Source organism: Geodermatophilus sp. URMC 64 (assembly GCF_053502555.1).
On record NZ_CP199955.1, the window covers coordinates 5,117,577 to 5,136,278 of the forward strand.

18 protein-coding genes are annotated in these 18,702 nt (G+C 74.5%); 11 read left to right on the top strand and 7 right to left on the bottom strand.

What is annotated here, in order from left to right:
• Nucleotides 1–72: 72 nt before the first annotated feature.
• From ACWIYF_RS25050 to ACWIYF_RS25060, 3 genes are read left to right on the top strand one after another with little or no spacing between them, the layout of a single operon-like run.
• Nucleotides 73–1,836 (top strand): ABC transporter ATP-binding protein, encoded by a 1,764-nt coding sequence (locus ACWIYF_RS25050; protein WP_448625533.1) that lies wholly within the window; start codon nt 73–75, stop codon nt 1,834–1,836.
• Entirely contained in the window at nt 1,833–3,647 is a 1,815-nt protein-coding gene (locus ACWIYF_RS25055; protein WP_448625534.1) for an ABC transporter ATP-binding protein, read from the top strand. Before ACWIYF_RS25050 ends, ACWIYF_RS25055 begins: the two co-directional genes overlap by 4 nt.
• 50 nt (nt 3,648–3,697) lie before the next feature.
• Nucleotides 3,698–4,171: a general stress protein gene (locus tag ACWIYF_RS25060; protein WP_448625535.1), complete on the top strand. Its 474-nt coding sequence runs from the start codon at nt 3,698–3,700 to the stop codon at nt 4,169–4,171.
• Nucleotides 4,172–4,183: 12 nt separating this feature from the next.
• Here the strand turns inward: ACWIYF_RS25060 and ACWIYF_RS25065 are convergent, their stop codons facing one another.
• Entirely contained in the window at nt 4,184–4,990 is an 807-nt protein-coding gene (locus ACWIYF_RS25065; RefSeq protein WP_448625536.1) for a TrmH family RNA methyltransferase, read from the bottom strand.
• Nucleotides 4,991–5,188: 198 nt separating this feature from the next.
• On the opposite strand from ACWIYF_RS25065, the gene ACWIYF_RS25070 reads away from it, so the two are divergent.
• From ACWIYF_RS25070 to ACWIYF_RS25095, 6 genes are all read left to right on the top strand, one after another.
• Entirely contained in the window at nt 5,189–5,911 is a 723-nt protein-coding gene (locus tag ACWIYF_RS25070) for an ABC transporter ATP-binding protein (protein WP_448625537.1), read from the top strand.
• Nucleotides 5,908–6,705: an ABC transporter permease gene (locus ACWIYF_RS25075; protein WP_448625538.1), complete on the top strand. Its 798-nt coding sequence runs from the start codon at nt 5,908–5,910 to the stop codon at nt 6,703–6,705. Before ACWIYF_RS25070 ends, ACWIYF_RS25075 begins: the two co-directional genes overlap by 4 nt.
• A 71-nt stretch (nt 6,706–6,776) precedes the next feature.
• Nucleotides 6,777–7,328, top strand: a complete 552-nt coding sequence (locus ACWIYF_RS25080) for a TetR/AcrR family transcriptional regulator (RefSeq protein WP_448625539.1) — start codon at nt 6,777–6,779, stop codon at nt 7,326–7,328.
• Nucleotides 7,329–7,374: 46 nt separating this feature from the next.
• Complete coding sequence (locus ACWIYF_RS25085) at nt 7,375–8,130, top strand: ABC transporter ATP-binding protein (protein ID WP_448625540.1); 756 nt, start codon at nt 7,375–7,377, stop codon at nt 8,128–8,130.
• Complete coding sequence (locus ACWIYF_RS25090; protein ID WP_448625541.1) at nt 8,127–8,792, top strand: ABC transporter ATP-binding protein; 666 nt, start codon at nt 8,127–8,129, stop codon at nt 8,790–8,792. Before ACWIYF_RS25085 ends, ACWIYF_RS25090 begins: the two co-directional genes overlap by 4 nt.
• Nucleotides 8,789–11,422, top strand: coding sequence for an FtsX-like permease family protein (locus ACWIYF_RS25095; protein WP_448625542.1), 2,634 nt, complete (start codon nt 8,789–8,791; stop codon nt 11,420–11,422). The genes ACWIYF_RS25090 and ACWIYF_RS25095 overlap by 4 nt, the downstream gene beginning before the upstream one ends.
• Before the next feature lie 58 nt (nt 11,423–11,480).
• On the opposite strand, the gene ACWIYF_RS25100 is transcribed toward ACWIYF_RS25095, so the two are convergent.
• Complete coding sequence (locus tag ACWIYF_RS25100; protein ID WP_448625543.1) at nt 11,481–12,311, bottom strand: acyl-CoA thioesterase; 831 nt, start codon at nt 12,309–12,311, stop codon at nt 11,481–11,483.
• A 27-nt stretch (nt 12,312–12,338) separates the two neighbouring features.
• Here ACWIYF_RS25100 and ACWIYF_RS25105 point away from each other — a divergent pair, with 27 nt between their 5' ends.
• Nucleotides 12,339–13,310 carry an aldo/keto reductase gene (locus tag ACWIYF_RS25105; protein ID WP_448625544.1) on the top strand — a complete coding sequence of 324 codons (972 nt, stop codon included), beginning with the start codon at nt 12,339–12,341 and terminating at the stop codon, nt 13,308–13,310.
• 61 nt (nt 13,311–13,371) lie between these two features.
• On the opposite strand, the gene thpR is transcribed toward ACWIYF_RS25105, so the two are convergent.
• Nucleotides 13,372–13,938: an RNA 2',3'-cyclic phosphodiesterase gene (gene thpR / locus ACWIYF_RS25110; RefSeq protein WP_448628800.1), complete on the bottom strand. Its 567-nt coding sequence runs from the start codon at nt 13,936–13,938 to the stop codon at nt 13,372–13,374.
• On the bottom strand, nt 13,935–14,348 hold the full coding sequence (locus ACWIYF_RS25115) for a hypothetical protein (protein ID WP_448625545.1): 414 nt from the start codon (nt 14,346–14,348) through the stop codon (nt 13,935–13,937). Before ACWIYF_RS25115 ends, thpR begins: the two co-directional genes overlap by 4 nt.
• Before the next feature lie 115 nt (nt 14,349–14,463).
• On the opposite strand from ACWIYF_RS25115, the gene ACWIYF_RS25120 reads away from it, so the two are divergent.
• On the top strand, nt 14,464–15,261 hold the full coding sequence (locus ACWIYF_RS25120) for a VOC family protein (protein WP_448625546.1): 798 nt from the start codon (nt 14,464–14,466) through the stop codon (nt 15,259–15,261).
• A 5-nt stretch (nt 15,262–15,266) separates the two neighbouring features.
• Here ACWIYF_RS25120 and ACWIYF_RS25125 read toward each other — a convergent pair whose 3' ends face one another.
• Genes ACWIYF_RS25125 through ACWIYF_RS25135 form a run of 3 tightly spaced genes read right to left on the bottom strand, consistent with a single transcriptional unit; the run spans nt 15,267 to nt 18,628 of the window.
• Nucleotides 15,267–16,610, bottom strand: a complete 1,344-nt coding sequence (locus tag ACWIYF_RS25125; RefSeq protein WP_448625547.1) for an MFS transporter — start codon at nt 16,608–16,610, stop codon at nt 15,267–15,269.
• A 35-nt stretch (nt 16,611–16,645) separates the two neighbouring features.
• Nucleotides 16,646–17,080, bottom strand: coding sequence for a MarR family winged helix-turn-helix transcriptional regulator (locus ACWIYF_RS25130; protein WP_448625548.1), 435 nt, complete (start codon nt 17,078–17,080; stop codon nt 16,646–16,648).
• Nucleotides 17,081–17,095: 15 nt separating this feature from the next.
• Nucleotides 17,096–18,628 carry an NCS2 family permease gene (locus ACWIYF_RS25135; protein WP_448625549.1) on the bottom strand — a complete coding sequence of 511 codons (1,533 nt, stop codon included), beginning with the start codon at nt 18,626–18,628 and terminating at the stop codon, nt 17,096–17,098.
• Nucleotides 18,629–18,702: the final 74 nt, after the last annotated feature.

Sequence of the window (18,702 nt, forward strand, 5' to 3'; positions counted from 1 at the left end):
CGAAAGCCCGGGGCGCCCGCCTCTCGAAACTCGTTCGCCAGCGTCAGTACCCCGACCTAGCCTCGGGGAGCCATGGCTGCGCCCTCCCCCGGCAGGCTCTCCGCCCTCCGCCGGCTCGTCCCGTTCGCCCGCCCCTACCGCGGGCTGATCCTGCTCACCTTCGGCTCCGCCCTGGCCGCGACGCTGGCGCAGCTGACCGTCCCGCTGGTCACCCAGGCCGTGGTCGACGGCCCGCTGGCCCGCGGCGACCGGGACGGGCTCTGGCCGCTGCTGGCCCTCGCGCTGGTCTTCGGCGTGGCCGAGGCCGCGCTGTTCCTCCTCCGCCGCTGGTCGATGGGCAAGAGCAGCCTGCGGCTCGAGCGCGACCTGCGCCAGGCGCTCTACGAGCGGCTCCAGCGACTGCCGGTGGCCTTCCACGACCGGTGGGCGTCGGGCCAGCTGCTCTCGCGGGCGACCAGCGACATGTCCACGATCCGGCGGTTCGTCGGCTTCGGCGCCGTCTTCCTCGCGGTCAACCTGATCACCTGCGCCGTCGTCCTGGCGCTGCTGATGGTCAGCTACTGGCCGCTCGGGCTGCTCGTGCTGCTCACCACCGTGCCGCTCACCGTCGTCGGGCTCCGCTGGGAGAAGCGGTACAACACCGAGTCGCGCCGGGCGCAGGACCAGCAGGGCGAGCTGGCCACCGACGTCGAGGAGGCGGTGCAGGGCATCCGCGTGGTCAAGTCGCTCGGCCGCAGCCGGCTGGTCTACGAGCGCTACGACGCCAAGGCCCGGCACCTGCGCAAGCAGCAGCTGGCCAAGGTGCGCACCCTGGCCCTGCTCTGGTGCGTCTTCGAGTTCCACCCGCAGCTGACGCTGGCGATCATCCTGGTGGGCGGCGCGTTCGCGGTGAGCGGCGGCGCCATGACCGTCGGCGGCCTGGTCGGCTTCGTCGCCCTGTTCACCGTCCTGCTGTGGCCGATCCTGTCGCTGGGCTTCCTGCTCGCCATGGCGCAGGAGGCGGCCAGCGCCTGCGACCGCATCGGTGAGCTGCTCGACGAGCCGATCACCGTCACCGACCGCCCCGGCGTGCGGCCGGCCGCGATCGGCCGCCCGGCGCGGCTGCGCTTCCAGGACGTCGGCTTCACCCACCCCGGCTCGCGCACGCCCGTGCTCGACGGCGTCGACCTCGACGTGGCCCCCGGGGAGACGGTCGCCCTCGTCGGCGCCACCGGTTCCGGCAAGACGACGCTGACGGCGCTGGTCCCCCGGCTCTTCGACGTCACCGCCGGGCGGGTCACCCTCGACGGCGTCGACGTCCGCGACCTGCCGCTCGCCCAGCTGCGCAGCGTGGTCGCCACTGCGTTCGAGGACGCGACGCTGTTCTCGATGAGCGTCTGGGAGAACCTCACCCTGGGCCGGCCGGACGCGACGGACGACGAGGTCGCCGAGGCGCTGGCCGTGGCCCAGGCCGGGTTCGTCCAGGACCTGCCCTGGGGCCTCGACACCCGGATCGGCGAGCAGGGGCTGTCGCTGTCCGGCGGCCAGCGGCAGCGGCTGGCGCTGGCCCGCGCCGTGCTGGGCCGGCCGTCGGTGCTGGTGCTCGACGACCCGCTGTCGGCGCTGGACGTGCACACCGAGGCGCTGGTCGAGGCGGCGCTGCGCGAGGTCCTCTCGGGGACGACGGCGCTGGTGGTCGCCCACCGGCCCTCGACGGTGCTGCTCGCCGACCGCGTCGCGCTGCTCGAGGCCGGGCGGATCACCGCGGTCGGCAGCCACTCGGAGCTGCTCGCCGAGGTGCCCGCCTACCGCGACCTGCTGGCCCAGGAGAGCGAACTGGCCGAGGTGCTGCCATGAGCGCCGAGCAGAGCTGGCGCGGCGTCGCCGCCGAGGACGACGACAACCTCTCCGCCGGCGCCGGCCTGTTCCTGCGCGCCCGCTCGCGGCGGCTGCTGGGCGAGCTGGCACGCCCGCACCGCCGGTCGCTGTGGGGACTGCTGGCGACCATCACCACGCAGAACCTCGCCTGGCTGGCCGGGCCGTTCCTCGTCGGGGTCGGCATCGACGTCGCCGTCCCCGCCCTGGTGGACGGCGATCCCTGGCCGCTGGCGTTCATCGCCGGGGCGATGGCCGCGGCGGCGGTGGCCGACACCGTGCTGCGCTACGTCTTCATCACCTGGTCGGGCCGGGTCGGCCAGGCGGTGCTGCTCGAGCTGCGCCGGCGGGTCTTCCGGCACGTGCAGCGGCTGCCGCTGTCGTTCCACGAGCGGTACACCTCCGGCAAGACGATCAGCCGGCTCACCAGCGACGTCGAGGCTCTCTCCGAGCTGCTCGACGAGGGCCTGGACAACCTGCTCTCCGCACTGTTCAGCGTGGTCGCCATCGGAATCGTCCTGGTCGTCCTCGACCCGCCGCTCGGCCTGGTCGTCCTGCTCGGCTTCGCGCCGCTGTACTGGGTGGTGCGCTGGTTCCAGCGGCACTCGACGGCGGCCTACCGGCGCACCCGCGCGACGATCGCGGCGCTGATCGTGCAGTTCACCGAGACCTTCGGCGGGATCCGGGCCGTGCAGGCGTTCCGCCGCGAGCCGCGCAACGACCGGCTGCACGCCGCGCTCAACGAGGAGAACCGGCTGGCGCACGACCGGGCGTTCTGGCTGATCGCCGTCTTCGTGCCCGCGGTGACGCTGATCGGCAACCTGGTCACCGTCGCGGTGCTCGGCTACGGCTCGCTGCGGGTGCTCGACGGCAGCCTCGCCGTCGGCACGCTGGTCAGCTTCCTGCTCTACCTGCGGCGGTTCTTCGACCCGCTGCAGGACGTCGCGATGTTCTACAACTCCTACCAGTCGGCGACGGCGGCGCTGGAGAAGCTCTCCGGCGTCCTGGAGGAGGAGCCGACCGTCCCCGAGCCGGCCGACCCGGTGCCCCTGCCCAAGCCGCGCGGCGAACTGGTCTTCGACGGCGTGACGTTCGGCTACACCGAGCGCACCGTGCTGCCGGAGCTGGACCTGCACGTCCCGGCCGGGCAGACCGTCGCGCTGGTCGGCGCGACCGGCGCGGGCAAGTCGACGCTGGCCCGGCTGGCCGCGCGGTTCTACGACCCGGTCGGCGGCCAGGTCCGGCTCGACGGCGTCCCGCTGGACCGGCTGGCCGACGCCGACCTGCGCCGCGCGGTGGTGATGGTGACCCAGGAGAGCTTCCTGTTCTCCGGCTCCGTGCGGGACAACATCGCGTTCGGCCGGCCGGAGGCGTCGCAGGAGGAGATCGAGGCCGCCGCCCGGGCGATCGGCGCGCACGCGTTCATCAGCGCGCTGCCCGAGGGCTACGACACCGACGTGAGCAAGCGCGGCGGGCGGCTGTCGGCTGGGCAGCGGCAGCTGGTCAGCTTCGCGCGCGCCTTCCTCGCCGACCCGGCGCTGCTCATCCTCGACGAGGCGACGAGCTCGCTCGACGTGCCGAGCGAGCGGCTGGTCCAGCGGGCGCTGCAGACCCTGCTGGCCGACCGGACGGCGCTGATCATCGCCCATCGGCTCTCGACGGTGGAGATCGCCGACCGGGTGCTGGTCATGGAAGCCGGCCGGATCGTGGAGGACGGCTCGCCCGCCGAGCTGGTCGGCGGCCTCGGCCGGTTCGCCGATCTGCACCGCGCCTGGGCCGACAGCCTGGTCTGAGCAGGCACACTGAGGGGAACGGCACTACCGGCGAAGGAGTTGGTCAGGGCATGTCAGCGTCGGTGTCGATGCCGCTCGGCGGCGTCCAGGTCGGGTCCTACGACAGCTACGAGCAGGCACAGGCCGCGGTCGACTACCTCTCCGACGAGAAATTCGCCGTGGAGAACGTGACCATCATCGGCTCGGACCTGCGGATGATCGAGAAAGTGACCGGCCGGCTCACGATGGGCCGGGCCGTCGCGGCCGGGGCCGCCGGCGGCGCGTGGTGGGGCCTGTTCGTCGGCCTGCTGCTGGGCATCTTCTCCGACAGCGGCACGGCGTGGATCGGGTCGGTCCTCACCGGCCTGGCCATCGGCCTGGTCTTCGGTGCGGTGTTCGGGGCGATGGGCTACGCCGCCACCCGCGGCCGGCGGGACTTCACCAGCACCAGCCAGATCGTGGCCAGCCGCTACGACGTCATGTGCAACCCGGCGCACGCCGAGGAGGCGCGGGCGCTGCTGGCACGCTTCTCGCTGCGCGGCTGAATCAGAGGCCACTCAGCGCAGGAGGGCGAACGCGATCGCCGCGGCGGCCGCGACGCCGAGCGAGTCGACGCCGGCCCGCATGGGGATCCGCGCCCGCACCCGCGCCGCCGCCTGCGCCGCCGGTGTGAGCCCCGGGCCCTCCGCACCGAGCAGCACCGCCGTCCTCGGGTGGCGGCGCGGGTCGACGTCCCCCAGGTCGACGGCGTCGGCCGCGGGGGTGAGCGCCACGGTCAGGTAGCCGGCCTCGTGCAGCCGGCCGAGGTCGCCAGGCCAGTCCGGCAGGACGGCGAACGGCAGCGCCAGGACGTGCCCCATCGAGACCCGCACCGCCCGCCGGTACAGCGGATCGGCGCAGCGGGGGTCGAGCAGCAGGCCGTCGATGCCGAGCGCGACCGCCGAGCGCGCGATCGACCCCAGGTTCTCGGCATCGTTGAGCGCCTCCAGCACCGCCAGCCGCCGCGGCGCCGCCGGGTCCGGCCCGGTCAGCAGCGCGCCGAGGTCGGCCGGGGGACGGCGGTCGGCCGACGCGAGCACCCCGCGGGTGAGCCGGAAGCCGATCACCTCCGACAGCACCCACTTGTCGGCCTCGTAGGCGGGGACGTCGTCCGGCAGGTCGAGCGCGGCGACCCGCCCGGGGACGCCGAGGACCGCCCGCACCCGGTACGGGGAGGCGAGCAGCCGCTGCACGGCCGGCACGCCCTCGACGATCACCGGCCCGGTGCCGCGCGGCGTCCCCGGCCGCCGGTCACCGGCGACGAGATCGCGGAAGTCGGCCACCCGCGGGTCGGCCGGATCGCTGATCAGGACGGGCGCGGGCACGCCGCCGATCATGCCCAACGGTCCCCTCCGGACGCTTGCCCCCAGCGCTCGAGGGGCGGGAGGCCCCGTCCCTAGCTTGCGAAGGATGTGGGTGGGTCCTTCCAGGGCACGAGAAGGGGACCAAAGGCCCCGTTGACCGCCACCGAGAAACTCATCTAGCGTTGAGTTCATCATCCGTTGAGTTCTTCGGAGGTGCACGTGGACAGCGCCGTCACCGTCACCGACCTGGTCGTCGACCGCGGCGGCCGCCGGGTGCTGAAGGGTCTGTCGTTCGCCGTCCCGGTGGGGCAGGTGACCGGCCTCCTCGGCCCCAGCGGCAGCGGGAAGACGACGCTGATGCGCGCGATCGTGGGCGTGCAGAAGGTGCGCTCCGGGGAGGTCGCCGTCCTCGGCGAGCCCGCCGGGTCACCGGGGCTGCGCGCCCGGGTCGGCTACGTCACCCAGAGCCCCAGCGTCTACGCCGACCTGACCGTCCGCGAGAACGTCCGCTACTTCGCCGCCCTGTACGGGATGAGCTCGCGCGAGGCGGATGCCGCGCTGCGCGACGTCGGCCTCGGCGCCGCGGCGGGCCAGCTGGTCCGCGACCTCTCCGGCGGGCAGATGAGCCGCGCCTCGCTGGCCTGCGCACTGGTCGGCTGCCCCGAGGTGCTGGTCCTCGACGAGCCGACCGTCGGGCTGGACCCGGTGCTGCGGGTCGAGCTGTGGGACCGGTTCCACGCGCTGGCCGGCGCGGGGACGACGCTGATCGTCTCCAGCCACGTCATGGACGAGGCCGGCCGCTGCGACCGGCTCCTCCTGCTCCGCGACGGCGAGCTGCTCGCCGACTCCACGCCGGCGCGGCTGCGCGCCGACTCCGGCACCGACGACCTGGAAGAGGCGTTCCTGACCCTCGTCCGCAACCGTCAGGAGGTGGCGGCGTGACGACCCTGACCCGCGCCGATGTGATGACCCCGTCGGCGTTCAGCCCGCGCCTGGCCGGCGCGACGGCGGCCCGTGTCCTGCGCCAGCTGCGGCACGACCACCGCACGATCGCGATGATGCTGGTGCTGCCGAGCCTGCTGCTCGGCCTGCTCTACCTGCTGTGGAAGGACGTGCCCGCGATCCCGGGCCAGCCGGGGATCTTCGACCGGGTCGGGCTGATCATGATCGCCATCTTCCCGTTCGTGGTGATGTTCCTCGTCACGAGCATCGCGATGCTCCGCGAGCGCACCTCCGGCACCCTCGAGCGGCTGCTCACCACTCCGCTCGCGCGGCTGGACCTGCTGCTCGGCTACGGCGCCGCGTTCGGCGTGGCCGCCGCGCTGCAGGCGCTGATCACGGTGACGGTGGCGACCACGCTCTACGACCTCGACGTCGCCGGTTCGCTGTGGCTGGTCGTGCTGATCGCCGTCCTCGACGCCGTGCTCGGTGTCGCGCTGGGGCTGCTGGCCTCCGCCTTCGCGCGGAGCGAGTTCCAGGCGGTGCAGTTCATGCCGGTGATCGTGCTGCCGCAGTTCTTCCTGTGCGGTCTGCTCGTCGCCCGCGACCAGATGGCCGACTGGCTGAGGTACATCAGCGACGTGCTGCCGCTGACCTACGCCGTCGAGGCCCTGCAGGAGGTCGGCCGGTCGGCGGCGGAGACCGGCACGATGTGGCGGGACATCGGGATCGTCGCCGGCGCCGCCCTGCTCGCACTGAGCCTGGCGGCGGCCACCCTGCGGAGGAGGACCAGCTGAGCGCACCGCCGCGCCGGAGCGCGGTCCGGCCGACGGGCCGGCGCCCCGGCAATCCCGACACCCGCGAGGCGGTGCTCGCCGCCGCCCGCACCGCCTTCGCCGAGCGCGGCTTCGACGGCGCCACCATCCGCGGGATCGCGACCGCCGCGGGCGTCGACCCGGCGCTGGTGCACCACTACTTCGGCAGCAAGGACAAGTTGTTCCTGGAGGCGGTCCACGCGCCGGCCGATCCCGAGGAGCTCCTCCCCGAGGTGCTCGCGGGCGGGCCGGACGACCTGGGCCGCAACCTGCTGCGGATGTTCCTGCGCGTGTGGGACGGCCCGGCCCGCGCCGGCGGGCTGGCCCTCGTCCGCTCGGCGGTGGGCAGCGAGTGGACGGCGAAGCTGCTCCGGGAGTTCCTCGTCGCCCGGGTGCTGCGCCGCGTCGTCGGCACGCTCGGCTACCCCCCGGCCGAGCGCGACGCCCGCGGCGCGCTGGTCGGCTCCCAGCTGATCGGCATCGTCATGGCCCGCTACGTGCTGAAGCTCGAGCCGATCGCCTCCGCCTCGCGCGAGTCGCTGGTCGAGGCCTATGCCCCCACCCTGCAGCGCTACCTGACCGGCGACGTCGTCCTGCCGGACTGACGAACGTGTCCCCACCGTGACCGGCGGGCCCTAGAGTGCCGCCTCGATGACTGGTCAGGAGGGGTTCCGGTTCGCCGCTGACCCGCTGGCCGACCCCGTGTTCCGCGCACCCGGCACCGAACCGGCCGACGGCCCGGCGGCGGTCTGCCGCGACGTGGTCAAGACCTACCGGACGGCGACGGAGTCGGTGACCGCCCTGGACGGCGTCAGCCTGGCGATCCCGCGGGCGCGGGTGACGGTGGTGGTCGGTCCGTCGGGGTCCGGCAAGTCCTCGCTGCTGCGGCTGCTGGCCTGCGTCGACCGGCCGGACTCCGGCGAGGTGCGGGTGGCCGGGCGGCGGGTGGACTCCCTGCGGGCACGGGCCCGCCGCAAGCTGCGGCAGCAGCAGGTGGCCTATCTGTTCCAGCGGCCCGGCGAGAACCTGCTCCCCTACCTCGACGCCGTGGCGCAGGTGCGGCTGGCCGCCCAGCTGCGCGGCGCCCGGGTGAGCGACGCCGCGGTGCACGAGCTGCTCGACCGGCTGGGGCTCGGCGCCCGCGCCGACCACCGGCCGGCGCAGCTCTCGGGTGGGGAGCAGCAGCGGCTGGCCGTGGCCTGCGGCGTGGTCGGCGACCCGGCGCTGGTGGTCGCGGACGAGCCCACCGCCGAGCTGGACACCGCCGCCGCCGAGCGGGTGCTCACCGCCATGGAGGACCTCACCGCCTCCGGCGTCGGGTTCGTGATCTCCTCGCACGACCCGCGGGTCATGGCGATCGCCGACGGCTTCGTCCGCCTCGACCACGGCCGGGTGGTGGAAGCGTGAGCGGCTTCACGGGTGTGGCGCTGCGCAAGACGTTCACCCGCGGCACCGAGCCCGTGCACGCCCTCGACGGGGTGGACCTGCGGGTCGCGGCCGGGGAGCTGGTGGCCCTGGTGGGCCCGTCCGGATCGGGCAAGAGCACCCTGCTGGCGCTGCTGTGCGGCTGGGAGACCGCCGACTCGGGCACGCTGACCTACGCCGGGGAACTGGCCGGCCGGCCCCCGGCCATGCTGGGCTGGCCCGAGCTCGCCCTGGTGCCGCAGGCGCTCGGGCTGGTGCCCGACCTCTCGCTGGCCGACAACGTGCTGCTGCCCGCCCGGCTGCGCGGAGGCCTCGGCGACGTGACCGAGCGCGCCGAGCAACTGCTCGCCGACTTCGGCCTCGGCCACCTCGCCGACCGCTATCCGCACCAGGCCTCGCTCGGCGAGCAGCAGCGGGTCGCCGTCGCCCGTGCGCTGCTGCTGCGGCCCGCCGTCCTGCTCGCCGACGAGCCCACCGCGCACCAGGACCGCGGCCACGCCGACGCCCTGCTCGACGCGCTCACCGCCCAGGCCCGGGCGGGCTCCGCCGTGCTGGTCGCCACCCACGACGAGATCGCCTGGTCGCACGCCGACCGCGTGCTCTCGATGCGTGACGGCCGGCTGACCGAGGGCTCACCTTCGTGAGGGGCCTGTGGCGGCTGCCGCCGTGGAGCCGCGCGCCGTGGCTGGGGCTGCGCGCGCCGGCCGCCGTCGTCGCCGTCCTGGTGACGACGGCGATCCTGGCCTGCGCCGTCGCCTCGGCGCCGCTGTTCCTCTCCTCCGCCCGCTCCGCCGCCCTGCAGGAACAGCTGGCCCCGCAGTGCGCCGAGGCGGCGTGGCCGCAGATCGGCTCCGTCGCCGCCGCCCCGGCAGGCACCTCGCCCGACGAACTCGCCGACTACGCCGACAGTTTCGAGTGGACGGCGACCGGGCGCACCAGCGAACCGGTCCTGCAGGTGACGCGGGCGGTCGGTTCCGGTGGCAACGCGCAGTTCGGGATGCTCGTCCGTGACCCCGCCGGTGAACCCCTGACCCAGCCGGCGAACCTCTTCTGGCGGCCCGGGGTCACCTCGCACGTGGAGACGGTGCAGGGCTCGGACACCACCGGGGTGTGGCTGCCGGCCTCCTACGCCGAAGCGGCGCACGCCGGCATTGGGGACACCATCACGATGTCGGGGACGCAGGTGGCGGTCGCCGGCGTGTACACCGACCTGTTCGAGACCGATCCGGGCCCGTACTGGTGCGACTACCAGCGGCTGTTCCTCAACCTGGCGTCGGCCAACACCCCGCCGCCGGCGCTCGTGCTCGCCACCGACGAGGACACCTTCTTCCGCCTCGCCGCGGCGGCCGGCTTCTTCTCGGTGCAGGAGCAGGTGCGCACCGACGCGCGGACGCTGTCGGTCACCGACGCCCGCGGCCTCCTCGTCGACCAGGAGCGCGCGCAGCGGGCCGCTCTCCCGAGCGACCTGGTGCAAGCGCAGCCCAACGAGCGGCTCGCGGATGCCGTGGACCGTGCCGAGACGATCGAGCGGGGCCTGCAGGGGCCGGTGCTCCCGGTGGCGATCGCGGGCGGTCTGCTCGCCCTCGTGCTGGTCGCGGCGGCCGGCAGCTTCTGGGCCGACCGCCGGGTCGACGAGGTCCGGCTGCTGGCCGCCCGCGGCGTGGGACCGGCCCCACTGGCCGGCAAGGCCGCGCTCGAGCTGGCGCTGCCCGCGGTGGTGGGCACCGCGGTCGGCTGGGGCGCCTCCCGGCTGCTGATCGCGGGACTCGGGCCGGCCGACGACCTCGACCCGGCGGCCACGACGACCGCGGTGTGGTCGGCGGTCGTCGCCTTCGTCGTCGGCCTGGGCTGCGCCGCGGCCGTGGCCGGGCTGCGTGCCCGCGGCACCGCCGAGCGGCCGCTGGGCGCCGCGCCGCGCTGGCCGTCGCTGGTGCCCTGGGAGCTCGCACTGCTGGTCGCGGCCGGCTGGTGCTGGGTGCTGCTGGAGAGCCGCGACGCGATCGTCGACGACCACGGTGTCGCCCAGGTCAACGGCCTGCTCGTGGCGTTCCCGCTGCTGGGAATCGCCGGCGCCGCCGTCCTGCTCACCCGGCTGCTCACCCGCCTCCTGCCGGCGGTCCGGCGAGTCGCCGCCCGCCGCTCCCCCGCCGTCTTCCTGGCGGTCAACCGGCTGGCCGCGGCCCGCCTGGCGACGGCGACGCTGCTGGTCGCCGTCACCCTGCCGGTCGCCGTCCTCGGCTACACCGCGACGCTGACCTCGAGCAGCCAGCGGTCGCTGGACGCGAAGGTCGGCGTGCAGGTGGGCGCCGAGCGGGCGGTCGTGACCGTCGCCCGGCTGGCGCGCGACGCGCAGACCGCCGCCGTCGGCACGGTGGTCGACCGCTACAAGGGCAGCGCCACCGGCGCCGGCGGGAACCGCGTCGAGGTGCAGGTGCTCGCCGTGGACCCGGCCACGTTCGCCGGCACCGCCTTCTGGGACGACACCTTCGCCGACGAGTCCCTCGACGACCTCGTCGCCGCGCTCACCGGCCCGGACACCGGGGGCCGGCTGCCGGTCGTCGCCGCCGGACTGCCGGACGGCGACCCCGACCTGCGACTGGGCAACCGGGAGGTCCCCGCCGAGGTGGTCGCGACCGCGCGGGTGCTGCCCGGCCGCCGCACCGCCGATCCGGTCGTGCTCGTCGCGGCCGACCGGCTCCCCGAGATCAGCCGCGAGGCCGGTGCCGACCGCACCTCGGAGCTGTGGACCGGCGCGCCCCGCGCCCGCGCCGTGGAGGCCGCGACGGCGGCCGGCGCCACGGGCCCGCGGGTGGTCGAGCCCGACGACGTCTTCACCACCGCCAACTTCCTCGGCATCACGTGGACCTTCGGCTACCTGTCGGCGCTGGCCGTGTTCGTCGGGGTGATCGCGGTCGGCGGGCTGTTGCTCTACCTGGAGGCGCGCAGCCGCACCCGGGTCTCCGGCTACGTGATGGCCCGCCGGCTCGGGCTGTCGAAGGGCGCGCACCTGCGCTCGCTGGTCGTCGAGCTCGCCGGGGTGGCGCTCGCCGGGCTGGTGCTGGGCGCGGTGCTGGCCGCCGTCGCGGTCGCCGTCGTCTACCGGCGGCTGGACGTCGACCTGGTGCGGCCGCCGACGCCGCTGCTCGACGTCCCGTGGACCGCGATCGGGTCCACCGCGCTGGCCGCCGTCCTCGTCGCCGTCCTGGCCGCCGCCTACGCCCAGCGCGCCGCCGACCGGGCCGACCCCGCCACCGTCCTCCGCGAGGACGCCTGAGAAAGAACCCCCTGCCCCCCGCCGCTCGCACGCTCGCGTCGGGCCCCTGCAGGGGGCCTCAACGCGCGAGCGGGGCGCGGGCGAGCTGGCGGCTCTGGGCGACCAGTCGGCCGGTGGAGTCCCAGATCCGGTAGTCCTCGTCGAGCCAGCCGCCGGCGATCTCCCCCGCCCGGGCCTCGACCAGGCACCAGCCCGTCGCCGGCAGCGCCCGCACGAGCACCTGCAGCTGCACGGTCGGCGCCCACCCGAACTGGCCGATCCCCCAGCTGGTCGGGGGCAGCACGTCGGCGAACAGGATCAGCGCGAACGGATCGGGGTCGCGGCCGTCGGCCAGCCGCACCCACGCCCGCATGAGCGGCTCCCCGGACGGGCTGCCCACGGCCCAGCCCGCCGTCGCCGGGTCCATCCGCGTCTCGACCCGGTCGCGGATCCCGACCTCGGGCACGGGGTGCCCACCGAGGTCCGCGCCCGCCTGGGCGACCAGGCACTCCTCCGGGCCGGCGACCTCCGGCATCGCCGAGGAGTACACGGGGACGTCGTCGCCGAGGGTCGCCGTCGTCGCCTGGACGGCGAGCGTGGGCCCGTCGGCGGTCCCGAGGACGACGGAGGAGTGCGCCAGCGTGCGCCCGCCCGAACCCGGCGTGACCGCGAGCGAGGCCGGTCCGGGGCCGGTGGCGCGCAGGTAGCTCGCCGACAGCGCGACCGGGTGCGGGTGCGGGCTGTCGAGCACCGCCGCGCGAGCGGCGACCGCGAGCAGGTAGCCGCCGTTGAGGATGCCGCCGCCGACGTCCCAGCCGGGGTCCAGGTCGGCGACCAGGCCGCCGCCCTCGGCGCGGGTCACGGCGGTGGCGGCGTCGAAGTCGGGCACGGCATCGTCGGTCTGCGGCACGACGGCCAGGGTGCCAGGGTGATTCTCATGGAGTACACGCACCTCGGTCGCAGCGGCCTGTCGGTGTCCCGCCTGTGCCTGGGCACGATGAACTTCGGCTGGCAGACGCCCGAGGACGACTCGCACGAGATCATGGATCGCGCGCTCCAGGAGGGCATCAACTTCTTCGACACGGCGAACGTGTACGGCTTCTCCGAGGGCAAGGGCCGGACCGAGGAGGTCATCGGCACGTGGTTCGCCCAGGGCGGCGAGCGCCGCGAGAAGACCGTGCTGGCGACCAAGGTCTACGGCGGGATGTCGGACTGGCCGAACGACACCTTCCTGTCCGCCCGCAACATCGTCCGCGCCTGCGACGCCTCGCTGCGCCGGCTGCGGACCGACTGGATCGACCTCTACCAGTTCCACCACGTCGACCTGCGCACGCCGTGGGAGGAGATCTGGCAGGCCTGCGAGACGCTGGTCGCGCAGGGCAAGGTGCTCTACGTCGGCTCCTCCAACCACGCCGGCTGGCAGATCGCCGCAGCCAACGAGGCGGCGGCGCGGCGCAACTTCCAGGGCCTGGTCAGCGAGCAGTCCATCTACAACCTGCTCACCCGCCAGATCGAGCTGGAGGTGATCCCGGCGGCGGAGCACTACGGCGTCGGCATCATCCCGTGGAGCCCGCTGCACGGCGGCCTGCTCGCCGGCGCGCTGGAGCGGTCGGACGAGGGCAGCCGCCGCTACGAGGGGCGCGCCAAGCAGGACCTGGAGGACAACCGACCGGCGCTGGAGCAGTACGAGGCGCTGTGCCGGGGCCTCGGCGAGCGCCCGGCGGACGTCGGCCTGGCCTGGCTGCTGCACCAGCCGGCCGTCACCGCCCCGATCGTCGGCCCGCGCACCATGGCGCAACTGGAGGGCTCGCTGCACGCGCTCGACGTGACACTGGACGGCGAGGCCCTCGAGCGGCTCGACGACATCTTCCCCGGCTACAAGCCGGCACCCATGGAGTACGCCTGGTGAAGGACCCCCTGCCCCCCGCCGCTCGCAAGCTCGCGGCGGGCCCCTGCAGGGGGCCGTTCCATCACGTCACCAGGGGCCACGCGGCGACCGTCTCGTAGCGCGGGGCCGGGCCGAGGTGGCTGCGCAGCAGCAGCAGCTCGGTCACGGGCCAGTCCGGCCCCGCGTAATCGGCCAGCCGGTCGGTCAGCACGCCGTCGGCCGGCCGGCCCGGGCGCCACCGGCCGATGGTGAGGTGGGCACGGAAGGGCCGGTCCTCCACGGGCAGGCGCAGCGACCGGGCGGCGGCCGCGAGACGCCCGGCCAGGTCGGTCAGCGGTCGCACGTCCCCGGCCAGCCCGGCCCAGGCGACCTGCGGACGGCGGCGGGAGCCGAACCGCCCGCCGCCCGAAAGCCGCAGGGTCATCGCCGGGGTCGGCGCGACCGCCGGCCCCGCGGCCTCGATCAGCGGCGGCACCCGGTCGGCCGGCACGGTGCCGAGGAACAGCAGGGTCAGGTGCCAGCGGTCGGGATCGGTCCAGCGGGGCTCGCCGGGCGCGCCCCGCAGCGGCCGCAGCGCCTCGGCCAGGTGCGCCCGAGCCTCCGGCGACGGGTCGACGGCGAAGAACAGCCGGGGATCGCCGGAGCTCAGCCGCGCACCACCAGTCCGGCGCCCTCGAGCGCGGAGATCACCCGCAGGCGCTCGATGTCCCGCGGGATGCCGACCGGGGTGTCGGGCAGCGTGTGCGGGATCTCGAGCACCGCGGCCGCCTCCATGAGGACGGCGTCGTAGGCGCTCCACAGGGCGCGCCAGCGGACCAGCGGCGCCCCGGCGGGCACGAGGGCGAACTGGCGGGAGAGCCGGCGCAGGTCGGCGGCCACGAGCTGGATGGGCCGGCCGGTCGGCTCGGGCGACCGGTGGACGTGGTTGCCGCGCAGCACGAACCGGCGGCGGCGCGCGGCCCAGCGGCCGTGCAGCACGAAGCGGTCGAGCAGCGGCAGCTCGAACCAGAAGAGTGCGAGAAGGAGGACGACCCCGCACGGCAGGAGAACGGCCGACATTCTCCCCTCCCCGAGCCCAGGACGGTTGCGACGACGGTACCCCGCACGGCGCCGGAACGGCGTCCGCGCAGGCGGGGATGGACATCGGCGGCTGCCCGGGGCTGAGATGCCGCCCATGAGCAGACGGACCCGCCCCTGGCCGCCCGGCATGCCCTGCTGGGTGGACCTCACCGTGCCCGACGTCGCCGTCGCGACGACGTTCTACTCCGCCGTCCTGGGCTGGACCGTCCAGGACACCGGCGAGGAGTTCGGCGGGTACGCCATCGCCTCGGTCGACGGCGCGGCCGCCGCGGGGATCGGCCCGCAGCAGCAGCCGGGTGCGCCGGCCGCCTGGACCCTCTACTTCGCCAGCGACGACGTCGACACGACCGCTGCCGCCATCTCGGAGCACGGCGGCACGCTCCTCCTGCCGCCCGGCGACGTCGGCCCCCTGGGGCGGTTGTGCATCGCCGCCGACCCGTCCGGCGCCGTCTTCGGCGTCTGGCAGCACGGGGCGCACATCGGCGCGGGGGTCGTCAACGAGCCCGGTGGCGTCACCTGGGAGGACCTGCGGTCCACGGACCCGCAGGCGGCCAAGGCGTTCTACACCGCCGTGCTCGGCTGGACCACCCAGCCGTTCGCCGCCGCCGGGCCCGACTACGACCTGTTCCACCTGCCCGGGGACGACGCCCCGATGGGCGGCGTGGGCGGGATGATGGGGGCGCCGGAGGGCACGCCGTCGCACTGGGTCGTCTACTTCGCGGTCGCCGACGCCGACGCCGCGGTCTCCGCGGTCACCGCGAACGGCGGCACCGTCCTCATGAGTCCGATCGACACGTCCTTCGGCCGGATGGCCGCCGCGCAGGACCCCGCCGGCGCCGCCTTCTGGCTCGCCCAGACGGACGGGACCGACCAGCCCGACCGCGGGGACTGACCGGTTCAGCCGCCGGCGGCCCGGGTGCCGGTCGCCGACCCGGCCGCCGCCTCCTCGGCCGCCCGCAGCGGCGGCGACGGCACCGACGCCCCGATGGGCCGGCTCACGTGCAGCGCCAGCCGCGGCGGGGCGACGTGCGCCTCCAGCCGCACCCGTCGTCCCCGGGCGAGGTACAGCCCGGCGCCACAGCCGGCGACGACGACGAGGGCCCCACCCAGCAGCAGCCCCCACGGTGCGCCCAGGTGCTCGGAGACCCAGCCGATCAACGGGGCGCCCAGCGGGGTCCCGCCCATGAAGCACATGAAGTACAGGGCCATCACCCGGCCGCGCATCTGCGGGTCGGCACCCAGCTGCACGTAGCTGTTCGCGGCGACGCTGAAGACCAGCGCGGACGCACCCGTGGGCACGAGCAGCACGGCGAACGCGGCGTAGCTGGGCATGAGGCCGGAGACCACCGTCAGCAGCCCGAAGACGATCGAGGAGACCACGAGGAAGCGCTGCCTCGGACGCGCGCTGCGCCGCGTCGAGAGCAGCGCCCCGGACAGCGACCCGACGGCGAAGGCGGTCGAGAGCAGGCCGAAGTCCTGGGCGCCGAGCCCGAACTCCTCGCGGGCCATGAGCGCGATGGTGACCTGGTAGTTGAAGCCGAACGTGCCGACGAGGAACACCAGCGCCATCGCCAGCACCAGGTCCCGGTGCGCCGCGGTGTAGCGCACGCCCTCGCGCAGCTGCCCCTTCTTCCGGCCGACCGGCGCGCTGCGGCGCAGCTCCCCGGCCCGCATGCCGGCCAGCGCCGCGATCGTGAACGCGAAGCTGGCCGCGTTGACGAAGAACGCCGGGGCCGTGTTGCCCGACGAGGCGCCGATCAGCACACCGGCGACCGCCGGCCCGACCAGCCGGGCGCCGTTGAAGATCGTCGAGTTGAGGCTGACCGCGTTGGGCAACAGCTCCGGGCCGACCATCTCCGACACGAACGCCTGGCGGACCGGCGCGTCGATCGCCGACACCGCGCCGAGCAGGCCGGCGAGCACGAACACGTGCCACAGCGCGATGCCGCCGGTGGCCACCAGCAGGCCGAGCGCCAGCGCGAGCACGCCCATGAGGAACTGCGTCACGAGCAGGACGCGGCGTTTGTCGTACCGGTCGCCGAGCACCCCGCCGTAGGCCGACAGCAGCAGCGAGGGGCCGAACTGCAGGGCGGTGATCAGGCCGAGCGCGATGCCGCTGTCCCCGGAGAGCTGCAGCACCAGCCAGTCCTGGCCGATGCGCTGCATCCACGTACCGGTGTTGCTGACCAGGTTCGCCGAGGCGTACAGCCGGAAGTTGCGCACGCGGAGCGAGCGGAACATCCCGCCGCCCGGCGCTCGATCAGCGCTCGTCTACCTCACCCACTGGCCAGCTTGTCCATGATCACGGCCGCCTCGCGCAGCACCATCCGCTCCTCGGCGGTCAGCTGCTGCAGCTGCCCCGACAGCCAGGCCTCACGCGCCCGCGCCTCGCTGGCCAGCAGCTCGTCGGCCGCCGGCGTGAGCCCGATGACCACCTGCCGACCGTCGGTCGGGTGCGGGGTGCGGGTGACCAGCCCCATACCCTCCAGCGCCACGACGACACGGGTCATCGACGGCGGCTGCACCCGCTCCTGGGCGGCGAGCTCCCCCGGGCTCATCGGCCCGTGCCGCTTCAGCGTGGAGAGCGCGGCCAGGTGGGTGAGGGTCACGGAGGTGTCCACCCGCTGGTTGCGCAACCGGCGGGAGAGCCGCATGACGGCCAGGCGCAGGTCGTGGGCCAGCGCCGCGGTGTCCAGCGTCGTCCGGCTCACGATCCTTAGCCTAACTCAGAAAATCTGCTGCAACGGCTCCAGCGCGAAGTAGATGAGGAAGAGCACCGCGATCAGCCACATGAGCGGGTGGACGTCGCGCCGCCGGCCGGTGACCGAGCGCAGCAGCACGTAGCTGATGACGCCGGCGCCGATGCCGTTGGTGATCGAGTAGGTGAACGGCATCAGCGCGATGGTCAGGAACGCCGGGATGACCAGCGTCAGGTCGTCCCAGACGAGGTGCCGGACCTGGGTGATCATCAGCGCGCCCACGATGACCAGCGCGGGCGCGGCGGCCTCCGACGGCACGACCTGCACCAGCGGACTGAAGAACATCGCGACGAGGAACAGCACGCCGGTGACGACGCTGGCCAGGCCGGTGCGCGCGCCGTCGGCGACGCCGGACGCGCTCTCGATGTAGGTCGTGTTCGACGACACGCTGGCCGCGCCACCGGCCGCGGCGGCGAGGGAGTCGACCAGCAGCACCGGCTGCGACCGGGGCAGGTTGCGGTCCTCGTCGAGCAGGTCGCCCTCGGCGCCGACGGCGGTCACCGTGCCGACGGTGTCGAAGAAGTCCGCGATCATGATCGAGAAGACGATGAGCAGGGCGGCGATGATGCCGATCCGCTCGAACCCGCCGAACAGCGAGAACTTGCCGATCAGCGACAGGTCGGGGGTGCTGACGACGTCGTCCGGCAGCGTGGGGACCTGCAGCGCCCAGCCGCGCGGGTTCTCGGCGCCGTCGGCACCGAAGCGCGGACCGAGGTCGGCGATCGCCTCGACGACGATCGCCAGGATCGTCGTGACGACGATGCCGATGAGCAGCGCGCCCTTGACCCGGCGGACGACGAGCACGCTCATGAGCAGCAGGCCCACGACGAACACCAGCAGCGGCCAGCCGGCGAGCTGGCCGTTGATGCCGAAGCTGATCAGCGGGTTGCCCGGGCGGATCACGCCGGCGTCGGCCAGCCCGATGATCGTGAGGAAGAAGCCGATGCCGACCGCGATCGCGGTCTTCAGCTGCGGCGGGATCGCCTCGAACACGGCCCTCCGGAAGCCGGTGAGGACGAGCAGCGTGATGAGCAGGCCCTCGAGGACGACCAGGCCCATGATCTCGGGCCAGGAGAGCTGGGTGGCCGCGTAGACGGCGACGATGGCGTTGATGCCGAGACCGGTCGCGAGCGCGAACGGGTACCGGCCGACGACGCCCATGAGGATCGTCATCACGCCGGCCACCAGCGCGGTCACCGCGGCGACCGCGGGGAAGGGCAGCGTGTTCCCGTTGATGTCGGCGCCGGACAGGATGATCGGGTTGAGCACCACGATGTAGGCCATCGTGAAGAAGGTGGTCAGCCCACCGCGCGCCTCCCGGCCGACGGAGGAGCGACGGGCGCTGATGCTGAAGTAGCGGTCCAGCCCGTTCCTGGGCCGGGCCCGGGGGCCTTCGCTGCGGCGGGGTGCCTTCTCGGTGCCGGCGACCACCTCGGCGGGGGTCCCGCTGTCGGTGGTCGACGCGCGTGCGCCCGTGGACGGGCGGGACTTCTCGGGCATGGACCTACTCCTGGACGTGCGGGAACGGCGGCGACAGCGTGCCACACACCGGGGGCGGTGCCGCGCCGGCTCGT